Raw genomic sequence first — 21,651 nt, 5'->3', positions numbered from 1 at the left:
GATGAAGTGCAGCACATGACACAAAATGATATTGTCCAAAAACTCTGGAATCTTTGCGATGTATTGAAGGATGACGGGATTAACTATAGCGATTATGTGTCTGAACTGGTGATGCTGCTCTTTGTCAAAATGGTTGATGAGCTGGATGACGAGTTTTCTACACTCGCCAAGATTTATCCTGAACAATATAAATGGTCACATTTTAAAGATCATAACGGCATTGAGCTATTAAACTTCTATAAGCAAATGCTCTTGGACTTGTCTCAAAATCAGAATGAGCTGATTGCATCAATTTATGCCAATGCTCAAACCCGTTTACGTGAACCTCGCCATTTACAGCAACTGATCAATGAATTTGACAAGCTGGACTGGTTTAGCATTAAAGCGGATGGACTAGGTGATTTGTATGAGGGCTTGCTTGAGAAGAATGCGACCGAAACCAAATCAGGGGCAGGTCAGTACTTTACTCCACGTCCATTGATTAACTCTATAGTAAATTGTATGCAACCAAAGCCAAGTGAAGTGATTCAAGATCCTGCATGCGGTACGGCGGGCTTTTTAATTGCTGCGGATGCGTATATACGACAGCACCATGATTTATATTCACTGACTGAACAAGAAACTCAATTCTATACTTTAGATGCTTTTGTTGGTGTAGAGCTTGTACCGAATACGCGCCGTTTAGCACAAATGAACTGTTTGTTGCATGATATTGGTGGTGAGCAGGGGGCAATTAAACTGGGTAACTCGCTTGGTCCTGTAGGGCAGGCTTTGCCAAAAGCTGATGTGATTTTAGCCAATCCGCCATTTGGTACGTCTAAAGGTGGTGAAGCAAGTATTACCCGTGATGATTTGCCATTTAACACTTCAAATAAGCAATTGGCATTTTTACAGCATATTTATAAGAACTTAAAACCAGGTGGTCGTGCCGCCGTGGTCTTACCAGATAACGTGCTGTTTGAAGCTGGACAGGGTACAGCAATTCGTCAGGACCTGATGAACAAATGTAATGTGCATACGATTTTGCGTTTGCCGACAGGGATTTTCTACGCGCAAGGCGTAAAAACCAATGTGTTGTTCTTTACCAAAGGAACAAAAGTCAATCCGCTACAAGACGAACACTGCACGGTAGAGACGTGGGTGTATGACCTCCGCACCAATATGCCAAGTTTTGGTAAGCGTACACCATTTACTGAAGCGCATTTGAAAGGCTTTGAAACGGTCTACGGCGCTGACCCGAAAGGTTTATCAGTACGTGCAGAGGGTGAATGGTCTTTAACAGAAGAGAGCCAAGAGCAAACACTTGAGAACAGCCGTTGGCGTAAGTTTAGTCGTGAATGGATTAAAGAACAAAAAGGCGATTCTTTAGATATTTCATGGTTAAAAGACAATGACGCCGTGGATGCTGCAAACTTACCAGAACCGCATGTGTTGGCAAGTGAAGCAATGTCTGAACTAACGCAAGCATTGGTTGAGTTGGATGCGTTAATGAAAGTCTTAGGTCAAACCGATGAAGCGAATACTCAAAAACAGCTATTAGCAGATGCTTTAGGTTTAAACGCTGAGGAACAGGCATGAGTTTAGATAATTTGCCTGTTGAGTGGTTGTTAACATCTATTGAAAATATTTCAGAAGTTATTGCAGGCGGTACACCTAAAGCAAATGATCCTGAAAACTTTGTTGAGCCACCAAATGGGATTGGTTGGTTAACGCCTGCTGATTTGAGTGGATATTCACATAAATATATTGGACATGGTAAACGAGATTTATCCGAAAAAGGCTATAAAAGTTCTTCTGCTAAATTAATACCTAAAGGTTCTGTGGTTTTCAGTAGTCGAGCGCCGATTGGTTATGTAGCAATTGCATCAAATGAGATATCTACGAACCAAGGTTTTAAAAACTTTGTTATTGATGAAAATATATCTTCGGAATATCTCTATTACTATTTAAAACGTATTCGTGATTTAGCTGAAAGTTTAGGAACAGGGACGACTTTTAAAGAGCTATCAGGAAGTGCTTGTAAGAAATTACCATTTGTCTTAGCACCATTAGCCGAACAACAAGAAATCGTACGTCAGCTTGATGTCATGCTTGCTCAGGTGGAGCAAATTAAAGCTCGTTTAGATGCGATTCCTGCCATTCTTAAAAAATTCCGTCAGTCGGTTTTGGCGGATGCGGTGAGTGGGAAGTTGACGGAGGAGTGGCGTGGTAAAGCTAAAGAGTGGGAATCTACTACGTTGGCTGAATGCACCCACAGAATTGGGGATGGCTTACATGGAACTCCCCAATATGTAGAAAATGGAGAGTATCATTTCGTAAATGGTAATAATTTAATAGATGGTGAAATTGTTATCAAAGAAAGTACAAAATCTGTTAATTCTTTGGAGTTTGAAAAACATAAAAGAGATTTGGGTGAGAATACTTTACTTTTGTCTATTAATGGGACAATTGGAAATTTAGCCTTTTATCAAAACGAAAAAATTATTTTAGGGAAAAGTGCTTGTTACTTAAATTTCAATGAAAAAATGAATAGAGATTTTGGCTATATTCTTCTTTCTTCGGAATTCTTTATTCAATATGCTCATGAAGTAGCTACGGGTGCTACGATCAAAAATGTTCCTTTGAAGGGGGTTAGAAATTATCAGTTTCTTTTACCTTCATTAGAAGAACAGGTTGAGATAGTAGCCAAAGTAAAACAGTTACTTGCATTAGGTTCTACTATTGAGCAAAAAATAGAAGTAGCTCAAAAACGAGTGAATTTACTCACTCAATCTATTTTAGCCAAAGCCTTTAGCGGTGAACTGACTACAGAATGGCGTGAACAGCATCAAGAGCTGATTACAGGTATAAACAGTGCGGAAAGCTTGCTTGCTGCAATTCAGGCAGAGCGGGAAGCGAGTAAGCCAGCCAAAAAGACACGTAAAAAGAAAGAAGTTTGAACAGAAAATGCCTCGAGGGGATGAGGCATTTTTTTAATTGTGTTAAAGGGGAAATGATACGTTCAAATTATTTGAGTGATTAATCAATAAGCTTAATTAATCATTTTAAAAGTAACGTATTGAATATGATAGTGATGAGTATTTTAATATTTAAAATTCGAGTGTTTTAATAATGAGCAGTTTAAGTTTTAGTCCTAGAAAATATTTAGAGCAGATATTAACAACACGAGGATTAACATCTGCTGATGGGCGTGTACTTTATCAATATCAATTATCAGTTGGGGAATTTAAAGAAATTGAAAACATTCTAAAAAAAAGGTTCCCATTTCAAAATATAAACCGCATAGGCGATGAATGGGCAAGGTTATTTACACTGTATGCTGCCGAGTGGTTTAGACGTGAATATACTGCAAAATGGACATGGGATCCGATTTTAACTGCATTAAATATCGTCAACTTACCCGTAAATACCAGAAATGAAGTTGTAATTAAAGGGCTGAGATTCTGGAAGCGCCCGATTATAAAATATAGTAAAGCCAATAACTACCTGGGTTCGATTTTTAAAGAGGGTGGGTTCCCGGCACGCCTGTTAAAAGAGGATGGCAATCGCTATATCTCGATTTTTCAAAAAGTGACCTCATTATATTTAAACAATAAATATGATATTGATGAATTAAGAGCTGAAATTCAGCAAGAATTAAAAACGCTGCCCCAAGCATTTGAGCATGATGAGACATTATCTTTAGTAATTGATATTGTAAAATTAATCATCGAAAAAGTGGAAAAGTATGGATTAAATGTACAGCAAGATCCAATTACCATTTTAGATCAAGAATCAAGGAGCTGGCGTAAAGAATTTCCATTGCCAATTGATGAAGATCAAACCATTGTAGATGATTTCTTAAGGCATTTATTTAAATCTACCACTGAAGAAATTTCTAAACATCACCAATTACGCCAGGCTTTCAAATGTACACATAGCTTGTCTAAGGATTTTAGAGAGCTATTTAGTACGGTTTATTTACCTGAAGAACTTTCTTTTACATTGAAAGAGAACACTGAGTTACTTCGAACACGGGGTCATTTGGTGATTAAAGAAGGCTTGAATAATAAAAGCCACTTTTTATGCGTTGCTTATCTTTCTTTGCAGGAGAGCCAACAAGTCATTGCAGAAATTAACCGAGGGTTTTCAAAAGACATTCGCCGACAATCCTGCAATGAAACCTTATATTTGTGTCTAGAGGTAGATGGGGTAGTACTTAGCTATAAGGAATTAGAAGACAGTTCCCTGGATTTTGAAACTTTACCTATAGCTTTTGAAATACAGGATAAACCAAAGTATATTGCACAAGGTGCGCTAAAAACCAAGGCATCTGAAGTCTTGCTTAGTCTGCCGGCTGGCGCAAAGTTTATCCCTACAGAATCAGAAGACTCACCACAGTATATAGGACAATTTTTAGCATTTGATCTGTATAAAATTAGTGGCCATCAACGGATTCTGACACAAGATGGTGATCAAATTTTCATTAAATGCGGTCACTCTCAAGTTGAATTTGAACAGTTATTATTTAGAACAAATAATATCAGCGCATTACAAACTTCACCGAGTTTAGCATTCACAGGAAAACCAGTATTAAAAACATTTGGTACACATACTTTATTTTGTGGCAAAGAGCCGATTGAAAGTATCCCTTTGCATGGGTTACTTGGACAACAGATGCTAACTTTAAAAAATAGACAGGGTGAAAGTCTATTAAAAAAGAAAGTAATTGTTTTACCAAAACATTTTGAAGTGAATGTAAGAGCAGGTGCTGTACTTAATCAAGCTATACTTGATATTGAATCAGATGCTGAAATTCAAATTGAAGTCTTGAATCCTCATTCAAGCTTAGTCTATGAAAAGACTGGAATATCGTATAAGTGCCAAGTGGTATGTGCAGTTGTACCTTTAGCATTAAACTTAAAAATAACCTTTAAATTTGGTGGAGAGTGTATTGTTACTGTTCCGTTCCCCGCAAGAGGCTTTAAACTGATTAATGAGCAGAAAGAAGTAACATCAAAAGATTTAGTAATTCACGACTTATTGAATACCGAACTGCAAGTGTACTCCTATGACCGCGCGGCTAAGTTGAATTTTGATATTGTTTTAAAAACAAAAAAAAATCAGGGGTATGATGTCCCTTTTTATCGTAAGAAAATCAAGGTTAAACAAGGCATTTCTTCTATTAATTTATATGAGCTAGTCGAAGATGTGAAAGGCGTTTTGGCCTTAGATGATGATTTAGATAGTTTTGTTGAATGCACCGTTAGCTATCACCACAGCGAAAAAAAATGGAACATCCGCCATTATGCACATCAACTTAATTGGGGTAAAAGCATTCAGGCTTATTATAATGACAAAGCTTCTTTATCTTTTAAGCCACAGGCAATGTCGTTAGTGCAACCACAAGTGGCACCTCTCGATTTGCTTGAAAAAAATGAATGGATAGGTAAGGTTTTTCAAGTTAAAGAATTGGATATGAGTCTTGCACCGTATTTATTAATACCCGCAAAAGATTCTACATTGTTTAGAGCCAAGCTTATTCCAGAATTTAACTATCCTGAAGATACTGAAATAGATGAATTGACCGAAGCAACACGTAATTTTGGTCAGAATAAACTATCGATTAAGCAGTTTATACGTACAGTAAATTATGAAAATAATGAGGTGTTTTGGGAACATGTGAAAGCTTTATTACATAATTATGAGCATTTGCCTTTAAATACTTTTGAAGTCTTAAAGGGGCTAGCTGCAAATTATGATCAATTGGCTATCGCGATATTTAAACTTGATTTATCTCTCGATATTTTACGGCGTTTCGAAACCGAACTGTCGGTGATGTGGTATTTAATTCCTGTTTCATCATGGCAGAATGCAATCAACCAATTGATTCAGTATTGGCAGAAAATTCTGATGGATGATGGAACATATGGTCGAGCAAAGGCAGAAAATATCTTAAAAAGATTGAAGAATTTTACTCCTTTATTGGCTGAATCATTTCATACATTCTTTTTGAGCAATCAACGTTCATTTGGGCCTGAGTTTAATTTTCACTTTTTAAATGACTGGATATTTGAAGGTAACTTTATAGGTGGTTTAGAAAACTCTGAGTATCAACGTATGTTGCAACGAAATCATAGTGCAACAGAAGATCAAGCGTGGCCAACGGCACTTTCGCAGAATAAATGGGCTTACTTTGATTGTATGCAGAAGCTCCCTTTTAGTTGTCAATTGGCAAGTCAGTGGAATAAAGATGTGGTCTATTTACCATTTTGTTTAGCATATATGAACGTTAAGCATCATTCTAAACTGCAATTGAGTGCTTACGATGTATTGCAACTTAAGCAAATCATTGCATTTGATGAGCAATGGTTTAATCAAATTTTTAGTTCAATTGTTAAATATTTAATTTTAGAAGCGAAGTAACAATGTATAAATATTTTAGTTCTTTAACACAAGAAAGTATTCAAAAAAATAAAGAAGCTACACTGAGTATATTGGGTATCTCGCATCCTGAATTACGTAATGTTCTAGAACAGCAGATGTCTCAAGCTGTGGGTGAAGATCAATCATTTTTATCTTCACCTGTAATTGAACAGATGTTTGCATGGAAGAAAGGTCAGCCTACTTTAGAAGATTTGGGTGGTGAATTACTTCATGCAAATGTGATTGATGCTTTAGATCATAAAGAAAACGGCGCATATCGGTTTAATCGTAACTATCAACCTTATGTACATCAATTACAGAGCTGGAATGCTTTGTTAGAAGATAAAAAATCGATTGTTGTGACTTCAGGAACGGGTTCAGGTAAAACGGAATGTTTTATGGTACCCATTCTAAATGACTTGTATGAAGAATTTATTCAAGCAGGGCAATCCTTAACTGGTGTGCATGCATTGTTTTTATATCCACTCAATGCACTGATTAACTCACAACAAGAACGATTAGATGCTTGGACTCGCCATTTTTCACAATCTAATGCCATTCGGTATTGTTTGTATAATGGCAATACACCAGAGCATAAATCACAGGAAACGGGAAAACAAAAACTACATCCTAACCAAGTACTCACACGTGAAGAACTGAGATTAAATCCGTCTCCTATTTTGGTGACTAATGGCACCATGTTGGAATATATGATGGTGCGCCAAATTGATGCACCTATTTTGCAAAAATCTCAAGGAAAATTGCGTTGGATTGTATTAGATGAAGCACATAGTTATATGGGCTCACAAGCTGCAGAACTTGCGATGCAGTTACGTCGGGTTCTGCATGCTTTTGGTGTGGAAACAAAAGACGTTCGTTTTGTAGCGACCTCTGCAACTATTGCAGGTGCAGATGCAGAAGAAAAGCTTAAACAATTTTTATCTGAAATCTCAGGTCAAAGCACAGAGAATATTTTGGTTATTGGTGGTCAGCGCGAAGTCCCTGTATTACCTGTGGTTGAAAATCATCAGCAATCTTTTGATGAGTTAGTAGCAATTGATGCTCAACAAGAGATATCTTATGAGCGTTATCAACGATTAGCAGGGCATTCAATTGCATGTGTTTTAAGAGAAAGTATTTGCTCGCAACGTGCTTTAACCTTAGAGGATTTATTTAAAATTACCCGAGAAAAGGGTTTCCAACTTTCTCAACATGAAATTTTGGAATGGTTAGATCTAGTAACCTATACAAAACCATCTGATGAAGAACAAGCTTTTCTTAAGATTCGTGTCAATTATTATCAGCGTGTGACTCATGGTCTATGGAGTTGTATAAATGACAAGTGTAATCAAAAAGACGACGATTTAAAAAATTGGAGCTTTGGCCAGGTCTATGCAACACATCAAGAAAATTGTGCGTGTGGAGCACCTGTATTGGAGTTAACGTTCTGTAAGAGTTGTAAGGAACCACATTTATTAGGTTTATTGGGTAGGGAAGATATTCTTAAACAATGGACTGTTGAAGTCGAAGATGAATTTGCATTACTTATTGATAATGAAACGGAAGAGCAAGAAGAGCGTGAATTTAAAAATGCGATAAAGAATCGTTTAGTGGTGTTTTCTACGGATGAAAATAAAGAGAAAAACTATCGTCGAGATCAACTGAACTTAGATAATTTAAAACTTGGGCAGATTTCTAAAAATGTGTTAAATGTGCATTATTTTGAGCCTCATAATAGCGGTGATTTAGTTGAATGTAGCAATCCTGAATGTGGTTCGAAAGGAACAAAATATGACTTGCCATTCAGACGCGCGATTTTAGGTGCACCTTACTATATTACACAGACTGTTCCACATCTTTTAAAATATTGTACAGATATTGATCAGGATGACATTGATGAAGCAAGCAAAAATTTTAGTGATCCGGAATTTATCGAAGGTGAATTCAAAGAGCTCAAAGACTGCACACCATGGGACATGCCAGCGAAGGGTAAGCGCTTAATTACCTTTACAGATAGTCGTCAAGGTACTGCACGTTTATCCGTAAAAATGCAACAAGAAGCAGAACGTTCGCGCTTACGTGGTGCGGTGGTTAAGATACTAATTGAACATACGAAAAAAGCGCCACAACAAACAGTAAATCCTGCTGAGGCAACATTCCGTCAATTATTAATTCAAGCGGAAAAAGATGGTGACATAAAATTAATTAACATTTGTAAGGAGCAATTAGAAGGTTTCGCTGTTAGCAATAATGCATTGGAAATTCCTGAAATGACTTGGGACGAACTGTGTAAGCTAATCGCCAAAGACTTTGATTTTAGAACAGGTATTTTGCTCGCCAATCGTCATATTGCGGGTGAGGTTTTTGACGATGCAGGACCGCTTAAGCTTGCACAAATGCTACTAACACGTGAGTTTTCACGTCGACCTAAAAATGCTAATAGCTTAGAAACTTTGGGGTTAGTAAAAGTTAATTACCAAGGATTAAAAGACTTAAGTGATCTACCTAACTATTGGAAAGAGCAAAAATTAAGTATTCAAGATTGGCAGGATTTTATTAAAGTTGTTTTAGATTACTATATTCGTGAAAATACAGTGATAGATCTTGCTGAAGAATGGAAACAATGGATGGGAGGGCCTGTACGCCCTAAGCATGTTGTAACTCATGAAGATCGAGACAAGTTTAAACAGCGAGATGATGGTTCGAAAAATAATAGTATTTTGGCATGGCCAATGGCATCAGTGTCTAAAAATCACCGTCTAGTCAAACTTTTAGTGTTAGGTGCAAAATTAGATCTAAGCTTGCAAGCACATCGAAATATAGCCGATGATTGGTTAAAAAAAGCATGGCAAGTATTAAAAGATGAATTTCTAGTAAAAGATGGAAATTCAAAATATCATCTTAGAAAGGAAAAACTAACCTTTAGTTTACTGGATAAAGTCTTTTTATGCCCAATTACGCATCGTTTAATAGACACTACTTTTAAAGGATTTACTCCGTATTTACCGATAAGTTTGCCACAAAATACTGATAAATATAAAACCGAAGAAATGGCTTTTCCAAAGCTTTGGAATATTAATACTGCAGATTTAACAGAACTTCATCAAGATTCAGCAGTGCAAAAGCTAAGGTCATTAAATTTATGGACAGACTTGTCGGATAGTGCAGTATTGGGAGGATTCTTCTATCGTACAGCGGAGCATTCTGCGCAGCAGTCGGCAAATTTACTCAAGCAGTACGAAACTTACTTTAAGGCAGGTAAGGTTAATGTCTTAAATTGTTCGACGACCATGGAAATGGGGGTTGATATTGGAGGGATATCAACAGTGGTTATGAACAATGTTCCTCCACATCCTGCCAATTATTTACAACGTACAGGGCGAGCAGGACGTGGTAGTCAATCACGTGCTATTTCTTATACTATTTGTAAAAATAATCCACACGATCAGCAAGTGTTTAAGCAACCATTATGGGCTTATAACACAGCAATTCAGGCACCTCATGTGAGCTTTAATTCACAACGGTTGATTCAGAGACATATCAATGCACAGTTACTAGCCATCTTTTTAATCAAAGAAATTGGGGATACAGATATTGATCGACCTAAACTAGATTTAAAATGGTTTTATCTTAAACAGGATGATCAATCTGATTCAATTTGTGACACCTTTGAAAAATGGTTGGTAGGCAAAGCAGTAAAAGATTATCAACAAGTATTAAAATTTTTGAAAAAAGGCACAGCATTAAAAGATATTGATCATGCAGAAATCATAGATGCTTGTGTGACAAAAATCCGAGAACTTAAGATAGAATGGTTGGAAGAATATGTCATCGTTGAAAGAGAGTATCAACAAGAACTGGCTACGAATCCTAATAGTAGCTATCTACATCGCCTGACACATGAAAAATACCGTTTGACACAAACATATTTATTATCTGAGTTAGCAATGCGTAACTTTTTACCAAGTTATGGTTTCCCAACGGATGTGATTACCTTTAATAATATTACTAAGCTAGAGAAAGATCGTTGGGATAAACTTTCAAAGAACCGAAAAACAAAGGATTTGGAAAGTTGTCTTGATCGTGAAGATAATTTATCGCGTGTAAAAGGCTTACCAAGCCGTAATATTGCGATTGCGATTCGTGAATATGCACCAGGTGCAGAAGTTATCGTTGATGGTCGTGTCTATATATCGAGAGGCATATCACTTGCATGGCAGAATACTCATAATGAACACGATAAGAAATCCCAGAAATTTGATTATGCTTGGATGTGCCATCACTGTGGTCAAACAGGGTTGACATCAGGTGTTTTGCTGAATGAAGAACAGTTGATATGTACAAATGCTAAATGTGGCGAAATTATAAAAGATGTTAAAAAAGTATTACGTCCAAACGGATTTAGTGTTGATTATTATGATAAACCCAATAATGATGTCACGACGCAAAAATATATCCCTGTCCAGAAACCTTGGGTAGGGCTTTCAGAAACAGCTCAAAGTTGGCCATTGCCACATGCTAATTTAGGATATTTTAACCTAGACCCTGATGGACATGTATTTCAATATAGTTCAGGATTGAACGGCACAGGATTTGCTATTTGTATGCAATGTGGTCGAGCGGATTCAATGGAAGAAAGTTATGACGGTGAAGCGAAGTTTCCAAGTACTTTAACTCCAGATCGTCCACATAAGGCACTTAAAGCTCTAAAAGATGGTGATAAATTTAAACGACCAGATTGCGGTGGTTCAAGCGTCGTTAAAGCTAATATTCATTTAGGCTGCCAAATTAAAACCGATGTATTGGAAATTGTTTTAAAACATCCGACCCGTAATGAATATATTTTAAACAATGAAGATGGTCGAATTATTGCAACAACATTAGTTGTAGCTTTACGTCAGGCAATAGCAACTAAATTGGGTATTGCTACTGATGAGTTGGGTTATGCAGTAAAAGTGAAGAAAATTGATGATCAAGCAGTTTTAGTTTTACAAATTTTTGATGACCTAAGCGGTGGAGCGGGTTTTTCGACTACTGCTGCTCATTATATTGCTGAAGTTTTAAGATCATTAGTTGCGGAAAAACTAAATTGTATAGACGATAGTTGTGATTCAGTCTGTGGCAAATGCTTGCTTGATACTCAAACAAGACATGACATTGAAAACTTAGATCGTACTTTGGCATTGGCATGGTTAGGAGATGAGTTTTTAACTTACTTAGATTCTCCAATTGCTAATACAGATTTTATCGCGGGTACTCCATTTTCGATCATTGAGCAATATGTAAATCATGGTGCGACACAAATCACATTCAATCTCACCGGTAATAGTGAAGATTGGGATGTTTTGTGTACTGCAATCAGAAAAAAACTATTTAAATTTTTGAATAGTAATATAAAGCTAGTGGGGGTGGTCTCATTAGATATGAGTTTGACACCACAAATACAGCAAGAAATGTTGGCATTGGAAAAAATCGGTATTTCATTTACGGTGAATAGCAATATTACCCCTGAATATTTGTATGCTCAGATTGTAAGTCAGGAGAAAGTAATCACCTTATACAATCAGTCGACAGAAGTAAGTTGTTTTAATGAGTTCTGGTTGGAGGGTCAAAGCCCAAGCTATAAATCAATTACTTCCCCAGAGTTGCAATTACAAAAATTTAGTTTTGATTTTAAAGCTATTGAATCTTATGAAAATGAGTTTCAACAAATCAAAGTTGGTAAAGATTTTGATGGTGAATCAGTAAATGATTTTGCTGAAAAATTTTGGGCTAAAGTTTTACCAATATCTAAGCTACACGATTTGGTGAATGATGAGGTTATAGAAATAGAATATTCAGATCGATATTTGCAATCTCCAGCAAATATTATTCTGATAACCAGTTTGTTAAAAGGAATAAAGAAATTATTAGGTATTCGCCCTCGATTAACGATAACAACTTGTTTTAGAAACAAACAAATACAAGATGAAAAATTATATTCAGATTTTAGCAAGCGTGAAGTATTTGATAATTTCTTTATAAATTATTTTGAAGATCAGTTATCTCAGAAGCTGAATTTGCAGATACCCGACTCAAAAATTGATCATGCGAGATTTTTACTTTTTAGATTGAAATCTGGGAAGAAAATTGAGCTTCGATTAGATCAAGGAGTTGGATTCTGGCAGATAAAATACATTGAGTGGCCAAAAGTGAAAGAAGACAGGGATTTTCCATTTAATGGAAGTTTCCAAAAACAATTGTTGTGGGTAAAACGACAAGAGACGAATCTATGTGTAAGAAGTGAGGAGAATTTCAAGACTGATTTATATATAACTAAATCTTAAAGTGCACATAAATAGAGTCATTATAGATTGCTAAGAGTATTCATAAGCCTGTACTTTTTACTAATGCTGAAAAGGAAGTTTCAGCATTAGTAAAGGAAGCTCATGAAGCCTTGGAAATCTTTAAAGAGTTAGGAAAAATTTACCATCGTTGTTATAAGTTTATTTCTTAGATTGTTGGCTGTGGCGATAAATACCTTAGTATCTAAGTGAACTCACACTGTATTGTTCCAGATGCTACGTGAGTAAGGTGTCTGAGAACACTCGTATGATGACACAGATTCAGAATAATCCTCGTGTACAAGAAATGCTAGGTGAGTTTGATACAGCACTTGATAACGCCGTCCTAGATAGCAATACGGCGCATATGGAGCAAATGACTCAGTTAATGAGCAATTCAACAGTAAGCGTCCGCTGAGCCCCACTTTTTCTAACTCATTGAACCGTACCGGGTTTGTCGGAGACCAAGCTTTCTGAGAGAATGTCCCGATGAAAAAAGTAAAATATACCCCTGAAATCAGAGAAAGAGCGGTTCATGAATTAGGGTTAAAGCTAATACCAATTGGTGCGAGTGGATATAAGGCAAAAGAATTATTTAATCAAATAACTTCTGACTTCGATCAATATTACCCAAATTCCACACCAAAATTTCGAGAAGCTTTTGAAAAACTAAATGAAGAAGTAGACGAACCAAATAAGTTGTTATCAAAAATTCATGATGTAATTAAGTTAATTTAAATTGGAGAAAATTTATGGCTAGAAAAGTATTTTTTAGTTTTCATTATCAACCTGATAATTGGAGAGTATCTCAAGTACGGAATATTGGCGTAATTGAGGGCAATCAACCAGCCAAAGATAATGATTGGGAAACAGTCGTGGGGGGGGGTGATACGCAAATTAAAAAATGGATATCTGATCAAATGGTGGGGAGAGCTTGCACAGTTATTCTCGCTGGTAAGGATACAGCTAATAGAAAATGGATTAATCATGAGATTGTTGAGTCTTGGGATAAAGGAAAGGGTGTTGTAGTAATTTACATTCATAACCTAAAAAATTCACAAGGTGAACAATCAGATAAAGGACGAAATCCTTTAGAGTACATAAAACATGGACCTACTGGAAAAAAACTATCTGAAATTGCTAAAGCTTATGACCCACCATACTCAACTAGTAAATTTGTTTATGAGTATATTGAAGATAATATTGATAGTTGGATTGAAGAAGCTATTAAAATAAGGAAAGAAAATTAAGAACTTGAACAAAAGATTACAAGTTCGTTAGTAATTGAACTCCATTTTTAGAAATAGAAATGGAGTTCCCTTCATATTGAAACTCAATATTAATAAACTGATGTCCTAAATTAGTAAAATTTAGACAACATATTTTTTTTCCTACGGATTTAGCATGTTCAATTTCCATGTTAATCCATTCAGAAGTTATTTCACCATTTACGATTACATTATCAGTTAGTAGTAAAAGAAATAGTTCAGATTGCTGAATTCTTTTTTTTAGAACTTCTTTTGTATAATCACTTATTAAATTTCTTTTTAGAAAATATTGATCTGATGTCCAATCATAATAGCATGATAAATTTTGAATATTTAAGGCATTCTTGATAATTTTAACTAGATCTTTATCCAAATAACTATGTGAAATAAAAATATCATACTTTTTCTTAGATTCTATTGAGTCTGAATTAAGAAATTTTACAAGTTCTTCTGGGCTATAATTCGGTAAAGTACTATCGATATGATATGTCTTTTTTTTTCCTTTAAAATTTTTTCTCAATTTGACATACTTACCTAGGCTTTGTAGATGTTGAAAAGCCATATTCCTAATTTGATTATTGCGTTCGGAGTCATTAAGTTTATAAAAAAATGTTATTGTTTTACTATTATTAAACTTTTTAAGCTCATTAAATATTAGTATTTTTTCTATATGATTTGATCTATGATAGATTTTTATAAAAATATCTATATATATTGGTTCAATATCTTGAATATACTCAGTATTATTTATGATAACCAAATCTTTATTTAAAAAATTATTTAATTTCTTTTCTAACTGAGTTAGAGCCTTAATTTTCAATTCTTCATTATATTCTAATTTATGTTTACTCCTATATCCATTTGAGAGCATATGCTTAACTTTTTGTGAGCTAAAGAAAAAATCCCTAGCACTTAATGGCTCATATCTTATCTTTTTACCAACAGATTTTAAAAATATATCTTTAGATTTATAATAATCATATCTTTGGTCTAATTCTTTTATAGTGCTAGGAAAAAATTTAAAATAAAAAGAAAACAAAATATTTCTATCGTAAACTTCAGGTAATATCTGCTTAATCAAATGTAATTGATTTGTAATTTGTTTATATATCCTTATATTTTCAGATATATACTTTCTTTTAGTAGTACCAGCCATAACCTCATTTCCTAATATTAGTGATATGAAATGGCTTTATATAATGCATCTAAAGAAGAAAGGATATGAGGTGTATGAAGATTTTTTGAGGTTTCAATCCATCTTTTCAATTTCTGATTACTTAAAGTAGCATCTGTCGTTGGAATTGAATAAGCAAAATCTATAGCACTATCAAAAGCTGCTGATTCTTCTAGCTTTATATCTCTACTTTCAAGTGCTATTTGTCTTGGTTTAGTTCTACGAACTAATTTTGCAAATTGAAGTTCTGAGTAAATCCAAGGCGATGAAAGATATTTTTTATCTTCGAACGTATCAGTTATTGGAATTGACTTATCTGTACCTAAAAAAACAAAAGCTTCACAGTTATCAATTATTTTGTGTAAAGCTGAGTTAAGGATCATAAAAACATTAGAAGTTGTATGATTTCGTATATGATAATCAAATGTATCACCATTAAGACAATATTTCTCATCAATTTTTCTTAGCAGTTTGAATGCATCCCCCCAAACACAAGAGTCGATAAATACACTTAAATTTAGTTCTTTTTCTATTAAAATTGCCAATCGTATAACATCATCCTCATCAGCATGTGAGTGTGATAAAAATATATCTGGTTTGATATCTAAAAACAGATTTTCAGAGATTTTATCCACACTTAGCGTATTTTTTCTATCAAGTAAGTAATCTTGAATTTTGATTAGTTTATTTTCATTTTTCTCTTTGTATTTCCTTACTTCTTGACGACTAACTTCTGGGAAAATTGAAAAATCAAAATCTTCAACTTGAACACTTATATACATAATTCATTACTACTTTATGTTAATTTTTAAGATGGTTACGAAATAATCTTCGGAAGAGACTAGAATATGTATAGTCATTTTCAAATCTTTGATCTAACTCAAATCTAGGCTCAAGTTTCTTTTGTTCATTTTCATACACTATTCTAGAAGCTGCACCTGTAGATGCTAAAGGAATTACTTGAGCATTAGGATGAAATTCTAAAAACATTTCTAATTCATCTATCACACCTTCCATTCCACCAATTAATACTATTGCATCAAATTTTTGACTTTGTATCATGGCTTGTCTCATTATTTTAAGGCTTTCTTCACGCTCTTCGGGATTACCATCTATTAGGGTTAAATCAATAAAATCATAGACACTTTCAGGAAAATCTGGCTTAAAAATATTAGATTGATAGATAGAAATAAATTTTATGTTTTTTTTACTATTTTTGGTAGCCATAGCTAATAATGGAGTAATAGCTGGATGTCCTCCACAAACAATACGACCATTAGGTATAACTACTTCTACGAGTGATCGAATCGCTTCTTTAATAGCAAGGACATCAGCCGTCTCGTAGAAGCATTTTTTTCGATCAGAGAGAGGAATACTTGCTGATAGGAAAATATTTAACATTTTTATCACTTAGTTTCTAATAATGAAGATGCTTTAGTCATATTTACTGCTTTAATGGGGAGATGGTTATCCAACCAATCTAAGTGTTCTAACCATTGCTTCAAAATTCCCCGGTTATCATAAATAATCCATTTCTCACTTTTTTTGAATTTCGAGTTTGATACAGCGTTATAAATGTCATTGATCCTATCTGCTGTAGGGACACCTATGGCTGGTATTACAGCTAATCCATTTTCCTTCCAATTAGCTATAGAAATCCATTGATCTATCTGTACACTTGGATTGTATCCTGCATCTCTTGCAGCATCACAAAAGTTATCAACGAGATATTTATATCTAAGAGAGATTGCTCTTGCTCTGAGTTGTTCGGTTTTTATTACAATATTTTTAAGAGTTTTTTTTGTAATATTTTTCCCTGTATATGGAATGCCACTTCTACTAAGGCCCTTCATTTTGAAGTCTTTAGGGGCTAACTTAATAAACTCATTAAAAGAAGCAATGCCTTCTTCCTTTTGCTGAGGCCATAGAATGTGCAAAATATGAATATTATTTTCGTTAGCGAACATCAACTCTTCTTTGGTCCATCTACTTGTTCTAAAACTTGGGGTATCTAATAAAATTACAGCATCTGAGTCAGTCATACGATGCCACAATTGATCTTGAAAATTCTGTGCAGGTGGTACTGATCGAGTATCTAGAAAAACGTCAAAACCATTTGCATCTAAAAGGTCATACAATTTATCTGCAGCACCCTGTGCGTCTATACGTCTATAACTAATGAAAACTTTTCGCTCCTTTCTTAAAAATCTAAAATTTTCGAAGATAATAGAAACTAGTCGTTCTGTATTATTATTTGTTTCATTAATTGGTAATGCATTAATATGACTGATTTCATCCGGTAGTTCTGTAGGAACAAGTTCATTACTTTTGACTACAGGAATGATGACTACTGATTCATCAATTAGATTTGATAAGTGTAGGGTATTAGATTTGTCACCACCAAAATAAATCGCAATAGTGGGATATTTAGGGTCTTTAGATGAATAATTCTCACTATGAATAAATTTGATAAAATTTGGATTAATTTTTAGATCATTAAATCTATTAGTAAGACTCTTTTGGATACTTACAAGTCGTTCATCAACTTTACCAAGTAATATAATTTGATAGTAATTTTCAGACACAATTATTTACCTATTTGATTCGCAGCATTTTTTGATCCATGGAGATAATGTTCTACATGCCATTTTTTGCTCCCTAAAGAATTACTATATTGTTATAGTGATGACATGTATCTACCATTTTCATTGTTTGGTTTCCAAAATGCTAGAGGACCTTGTTGCGATTTATCAATTTTCTGATATAGCTGAAGATATTCATTCCCATAGTAATAACCATTTCGGTCTTGTGTTGGAATTATGAAAATAGATTCATATTTTTTGACTCCATCTGCATATCCAATTTCCCAAGGGCACCATCTTGATTTAACAGAGTTTGGTGTTGCGAGGAAAAAGAAATAATCTGCTTCTTGAATTTTTTGTTGAATTTTAACAGCTGTATCTCGATTGGTATTTTCAGGCATAGAACTATCTTGCCAATCTACATACACATCAATATTTTCTTCTTTTAATAACTGAATAAAACCTTTGACATATTGAGCATCACTATGGCTATGGCATAAAAAAGCCTTTTTAGACCTCTGATTAAAATTGTAGCTGTTTGCGCTCGTACTAAAACGTGTAGAGTGATTGGTTAGTGTGTCTAGAGAAATAGCCATATAGTTCCTTTACAGTAAAATTGATTACAATAAAGGAAAATATTAAAAAATCAATAATATGAAAGTATTATGTGACTTAATTGGACGCTAAATTAGGGCAGTAAATCCTTAGCATCCATTTCTAAAGCACTAGAAAGTTCATATAGCTTTTCTATGGTGATATTTACTTCACCTCGTTCAATTCGCCCTAAATAGCTACGGTCTATATCACAGATTAAAGCTAATTTTTCCTGACTGATTTCTTTCTTTAGCCTAGCATTGCGTATTAACTGACCAACTGCTATAGATAAATCTGACATTTGATTTCATTTGTTCAAATGTCAAAACTATTGCTATTTGAGGACTACTTATCCACGGACTATAATCCTCTTTTATTTTTTAATGAAAATTCATATGTTTGATTTTTATCTACCACTTGAGAAGTACTTCGTAAAAATATTGCTAGAAAACAAATGAACCGTACCGGGATTGTCGGAGACTTTTTATTTAAGTTAGGCCACCTGACCTAATAGGTTAATCTTATCATAGTACATTGCTTCAAACTCAGAAGAGGCTATTAAGTTCTCTTCTTTATGGGATTGTAGACTGGCATAAAAAGCAACTTGAATTGAGTTGGTTTTCTCAATCAATATATGAACTAAAGATTACAGTAGTAATCTTTAGTTATTGAAATTTACTTGGTAAAAAATGGGTGCTAAAACTAAATATTGAGGAACCGCACTATTTTCACCGCATTTAGGACAGCCACTCCAATTACCTTCAAGATGTTCAAACTTATATTTTTTACATCTTAAGCGAATTCTCTTTTCCAAAATCATGTTGTCAATCGATTTCTGGGAGTACTTAAAGTGCGCATCTTTTTTGTGAGGACAAAAATCGCTCCAAAAATATTTCGTTCTGGTGGATTTCTAAATCCTGCTGAGTCATCAATTCTCCGCCAATATGCTTGTCTTGTCTCCTTCAAGGACATATAGGGATTGATATAGCTAGATGACTCACTCAACCTATATAAGAATAGTGAATCATTGGCTAGCGGGAGCTTTTGTAAAAGAAGGCTAGCAAAGTTCAACGGTATATCAAAAGAGTACTTTGATTATCATCTTAAAGAAACTGAATGGCGTTGGATGAGGGAGCCTAATGAGTTAGCAACAGAGTTGTGGAGCCTCATTAGGTAAAATTAAGTGTAAATCTGCTAGTCTAGAGCCAAAGCAATTTAGAGGAATAGCTACTCGATATGACAAGCTCAAAAGTGGAATATGCCTATTCGCGACTGGCGTTTAGCTATGAGCCGCTTTATTATTGAATTTGGTGACCGCCTAAGTGATCACCTTTAATTTATGAAAAGCAATTACACAAAATTATTTACAGGCTCGTATAATAAAGTACTAGCTTACATTTTAAGCAAAGTTGCAACACAATATTTGGGTTACTTTTTAACTAATTTCTAATTATTTCACATGATAAATCTGTTAAAGACTGCGACCATGCAGCAAAAAATCTGCATCTTTCTATTTTTTGCATTATCCATTGGCTACCTATGTTTGGAAGTGTTTTTTAACCTCCTCATCTTTGATCAAATGTCTACGATGACATCAAAGCTCGAAATTCAACAAATCGAGCAAATGGGCAAGACCTTCACTGGCATTGGACTCTGTTTAATCCTATTAAAATTCGCTTTGCCACTATTCACCAAACTATGGCAATTCGTTTTGGCATTTATTGCACTGGGCTTGGTTTGTATTGGGGTTTCGTTCTTTGTTCAGAATCAAGTCATTGATTGGATTGTTGATAGTTCCAGTGAAGAACAACAGGGCAAAGCGCTTTTGATCAGTCAAGCCAGTGGTACGATTGTTCCGTTCTATGATGACTATAGAGCAACGGAATATGCCGGGTTAAAGTGGTGGGAATTTAAGGTTCGTGCCAAAGCTAAATTAGAAGGGCATCACGTTATAATTAATCCAGAAATGGATGCTGATCATGTTGCTCGTAAAGAAAGTATTCTACGTGACCATTATTTTTCTGTTGCTTCTCAATGTGTGAAAACGCCGAATAGTTTTGGTGTGACCACGGCGCTTGATAAAGCATTCTTCCCATATATTCAATTATCGAAGCCATTTGCTGAAGATGGATACAAACAAGCGGTCATGAAATTTACTGAATGCTTGATCGAAGATCCAAAGCTATACAAACAGTATGTTTCTGATCCAATGAATCAAGAACTCATCACGATATTTGGTACTTATGAATCGTATTCGAACCAATACAAAAGTGCGATGAATGATGTACTTGCTGAAGAAAAGAAAGGGGGTCACCGTTTCATCATTCAAACTAAACGCCAAAAGATTCAAGAAAAATGGAATACAGAGATCCTAAACTTTGGACCAGGTGTTTATATTCCACCATTAATGACTCAAGACCAGTTCTTCAATAACGCAGCGGTTAAATCACACATCTTCAACACTACAAAACAGAATGTCGTTTTCAAGCCTAACCAGCCTGAAATGAAAGCTGAGTTCATTCAAAGTATGCCGAATAAATTGTTCAAAACATATGATGCATATCGCCATTTTATTCCTGAACTAGGGCAAGTTGAGCCAAAGGCTGAACGTATCTTCATGGGTCAAGAAATTGATGCCAAAAGAGCCTATAAAGCGATTGTGATGCCTATGGTGGCGCTATCATTCTCGATTTTCTTCCTGATCCTAAATATCTTGTCTTTGATCTCACTGATTTTCTTCAGTAACAGTCCAAAGTTGAGCCGTATTTTTATGATAGGAACAATCTGTTTGTTGCTTATTCTTCCAATGGTAAAGTCTGCACAAGTTGGTAGCACTGTAGGAAATGAAGCTAAAGGCTCATTTAGCCAATACGTGATTAAGACTATGTATTTCTATCAAAGCGCAATATTGAAAATATATTCGAACAAATAGAACTTCCTAGAGATCCACCTTCGGGTGGATTTTTTTTGGGTCACAAAAAAGCCATCAGTAATAGCTTGAGCTGTTTTTCATACAAAAGTATCGTAAGCGTCCGCTGAACCCCATGCCTATTTTTTAATTTGAGTTGGATTTCCAGCGATGTGGCAGTAATTCTTCTATTTGGGTCGCTTTATGCGTCGGCAGCCTTTTCAGCACATCACTTAAATAGGCATACGGATCCAAGCCATTCAGCTTTGCTGAACCGTACCGGGTTTGTCGGAGACTTTTTTATTTAAGTTAGGCCACCTGACCTAACGGGTTAATCTTATCATAGTACATTGCTTCAAACTCAAAAGGTGATACATAACCCAGTGCACTGTGTACA

Annotated in this window: 13 protein-coding genes and 2 pseudogenes; 8 read left to right on the top strand and 7 right to left on the bottom strand. The window is 34.9% G+C overall.

Features of this window, described 5'->3' with window-relative positions; genetic code table 11:
• Positions 1-15: 15 nt before the first annotated feature.
• The 6 genes from FTU70_RS00075 (at position 16) to FTU70_RS00050 (ending at position 13,978) form a co-directional block, all read left to right on the top strand.
• On the top strand, positions 16-1,578 hold the full coding sequence (locus FTU70_RS00075; RefSeq protein ID WP_179991175.1) for a type I restriction-modification system subunit M: 1,563 nt from the start codon (positions 16-18) through the stop codon (positions 1,576-1,578).
• Complete coding sequence (locus tag FTU70_RS00070; RefSeq protein ID WP_179991174.1) at positions 1,575-2,939, top strand: restriction endonuclease subunit S; 1,365 nt, start codon at positions 1,575-1,577, stop codon at positions 2,937-2,939. The genes FTU70_RS00075 and FTU70_RS00070 overlap by 4 nt, the downstream gene beginning before the upstream one ends.
• A 172-nt stretch (positions 2,940-3,111) precedes the next feature.
• Positions 3,112-6,405 (top strand): STY4851/ECs_5259 family protein, encoded by a 3,294-nt coding sequence (locus FTU70_RS00065; RefSeq protein WP_179991173.1) that lies wholly within the window; start codon positions 3,112-3,114, stop codon positions 6,403-6,405.
• A 2-nt stretch (positions 6,406-6,407) separates the two neighbouring features.
• Entirely contained in the window at positions 6,408-12,731 is a 6,324-nt protein-coding gene (locus FTU70_RS00060) for a DEAD/DEAH box helicase (protein WP_179994200.1), read from the top strand.
• Between the two features lie 486 nt (positions 12,732-13,217).
• The gene (locus FTU70_RS00055) at positions 13,218-13,466 is read left to right on the top strand and encodes a hypothetical protein (RefSeq protein WP_179991761.1); all 249 of its coding nucleotides are present in this window, start codon (positions 13,218-13,220) and stop codon (positions 13,464-13,466) included.
• Between the two features lie 14 nt (positions 13,467-13,480).
• Complete coding sequence (locus FTU70_RS00050; RefSeq protein ID WP_179991762.1) at positions 13,481-13,978, top strand: TIR domain-containing protein; 498 nt, start codon at positions 13,481-13,483, stop codon at positions 13,976-13,978.
• Between the two features lie 16 nt (positions 13,979-13,994).
• On the opposite strand, the gene FTU70_RS00045 is transcribed toward FTU70_RS00050, so the two are convergent.
• The 6 genes from FTU70_RS00045 to FTU70_RS00020 form a co-directional block, all read right to left on the bottom strand.
• Positions 13,995-15,152 carry a toll/interleukin-1 receptor domain-containing protein gene (locus FTU70_RS00045; protein WP_179991763.1) on the bottom strand — a complete coding sequence of 386 codons (1,158 nt, stop codon included), beginning with the start codon at positions 15,150-15,152 and terminating at the stop codon, positions 13,995-13,997.
• A 17-nt stretch (positions 15,153-15,169) separates the two neighbouring features.
• Entirely contained in the window at positions 15,170-15,952 is a 783-nt protein-coding gene (locus FTU70_RS00040; RefSeq protein WP_180059784.1) for a hypothetical protein, read from the bottom strand.
• Positions 15,953-15,971: 19 nt separating this feature from the next.
• The gene (locus FTU70_RS00035; RefSeq protein WP_179991540.1) at positions 15,972-16,571 is read right to left on the bottom strand and encodes a hypothetical protein; all 600 of its coding nucleotides are present in this window, start codon (positions 16,569-16,571) and stop codon (positions 15,972-15,974) included.
• A 5-nt stretch (positions 16,572-16,576) separates the two neighbouring features.
• Complete coding sequence (locus FTU70_RS00030; protein WP_179991539.1) at positions 16,577-17,755, bottom strand: toll/interleukin-1 receptor domain-containing protein; 1,179 nt, start codon at positions 17,753-17,755, stop codon at positions 16,577-16,579.
• A gap of 92 nt (positions 17,756-17,847) precedes the next feature.
• Positions 17,848-18,348, bottom strand: a complete 501-nt coding sequence (locus tag FTU70_RS00025; protein ID WP_179991538.1) for a toll/interleukin-1 receptor domain-containing protein — start codon at positions 18,346-18,348, stop codon at positions 17,848-17,850.
• 92 nt (positions 18,349-18,440) lie between these two features.
• A complete protein-coding gene (locus FTU70_RS00020; protein ID WP_179991537.1) occupies positions 18,441-18,647 on the bottom strand; it encodes a helix-turn-helix domain-containing protein in 207 nt (68 codons plus the stop codon).
• Between the two features lie 738 nt (positions 18,648-19,385).
• Here FTU70_RS00020 and FTU70_RS00015 point away from each other — a divergent pair.
• Together FTU70_RS00015 and FTU70_RS00010 are read left to right on the top strand one after the other, a co-directional pair.
• Positions 19,386-19,523 (top strand): annotated as a pseudogene (locus FTU70_RS00015) (IS1595 family transposase); the annotation flags it as partial.
• Between the two features lie 309 nt (positions 19,524-19,832).
• Positions 19,833-21,278, top strand: coding sequence for a hypothetical protein (locus FTU70_RS00010; RefSeq protein WP_131261649.1), 1,446 nt, complete (start codon positions 19,833-19,835; stop codon positions 21,276-21,278).
• A gap of 123 nt (positions 21,279-21,401) precedes the next feature.
• Here FTU70_RS00010 and FTU70_RS00005 read toward each other — a convergent pair.
• A pseudogene (locus FTU70_RS00005) lies at positions 21,402-21,527 on the bottom strand (transposase domain-containing protein); the annotation flags it as partial.
• Positions 21,528-21,651: the final 124 nt, after the last annotated feature.

Origin of the sequence: Acinetobacter sp. YH12135 (assembly GCF_013418565.1) — a bacterium.
In the GTDB taxonomy this organism is placed as follows: domain Bacteria; phylum Pseudomonadota; class Gammaproteobacteria; order Pseudomonadales; family Moraxellaceae; genus Acinetobacter; species Acinetobacter towneri.
Note: the sequence above shows the minus strand (reverse complement) of the source record. Positions and strands in the feature narration are given on the sequence as shown.

What these genes read in the sequence shown, in the direction of transcription:
- FTU70_RS00075 (WP_179991175.1), top strand. Translation starts at nt 16, where the DNA reads ATGACACAAAATGATATTGTCCAAAAACTCTGGAATCTTTGCGATGTA.
- FTU70_RS00070 (WP_179991174.1), top strand. Translation starts at nt 1,575, where the DNA reads ATGAGTTTAGATAATTTGCCTGTTGAGTGGTTGTTAACATCTATTGAA.
- FTU70_RS00065 (WP_179991173.1), top strand. Translation starts at nt 3,112, where the DNA reads ATGAGCAGTTTAAGTTTTAGTCCTAGAAAATATTTAGAGCAGATATTA.
- FTU70_RS00060 (WP_179994200.1), top strand. Translation starts at nt 6,408, where the DNA reads ATGTATAAATATTTTAGTTCTTTAACACAAGAAAGTATTCAAAAAAAT.
- FTU70_RS00055 (WP_179991761.1), top strand. Translation starts at nt 13,218, where the DNA reads ATGAAAAAAGTAAAATATACCCCTGAAATCAGAGAAAGAGCGGTTCAT.
- FTU70_RS00050 (WP_179991762.1), top strand. Translation starts at nt 13,481, where the DNA reads ATGGCTAGAAAAGTATTTTTTAGTTTTCATTATCAACCTGATAATTGG.
- FTU70_RS00045 (WP_179991763.1), bottom strand. Translation starts at nt 15,152, where the DNA reads ATGGCTGGTACTACTAAAAGAAAGTATATATCTGAAAATATAAGGATA.
- FTU70_RS00040 (WP_180059784.1), bottom strand. Translation starts at nt 15,952, where the DNA reads ATGTATATAAGTGTTCAAGTTGAAGATTTTGATTTTTCAATTTTCCCA.
- FTU70_RS00035 (WP_179991540.1), bottom strand. Translation starts at nt 16,571, where the DNA reads ATGTTAAATATTTTCCTATCAGCAAGTATTCCTCTCTCTGATCGAAAA.
- FTU70_RS00025 (WP_179991538.1), bottom strand. Translation starts at nt 18,348, where the DNA reads ATGGCTATTTCTCTAGACACACTAACCAATCACTCTACACGTTTTAGT.
- FTU70_RS00020 (WP_179991537.1), bottom strand. Translation starts at nt 18,647, where the DNA reads ATGTCAGATTTATCTATAGCAGTTGGTCAGTTAATACGCAATGCTAGG.
- FTU70_RS00010 (WP_131261649.1), top strand. Translation starts at nt 19,833, where the DNA reads ATGCAGCAAAAAATCTGCATCTTTCTATTTTTTGCATTATCCATTGGC.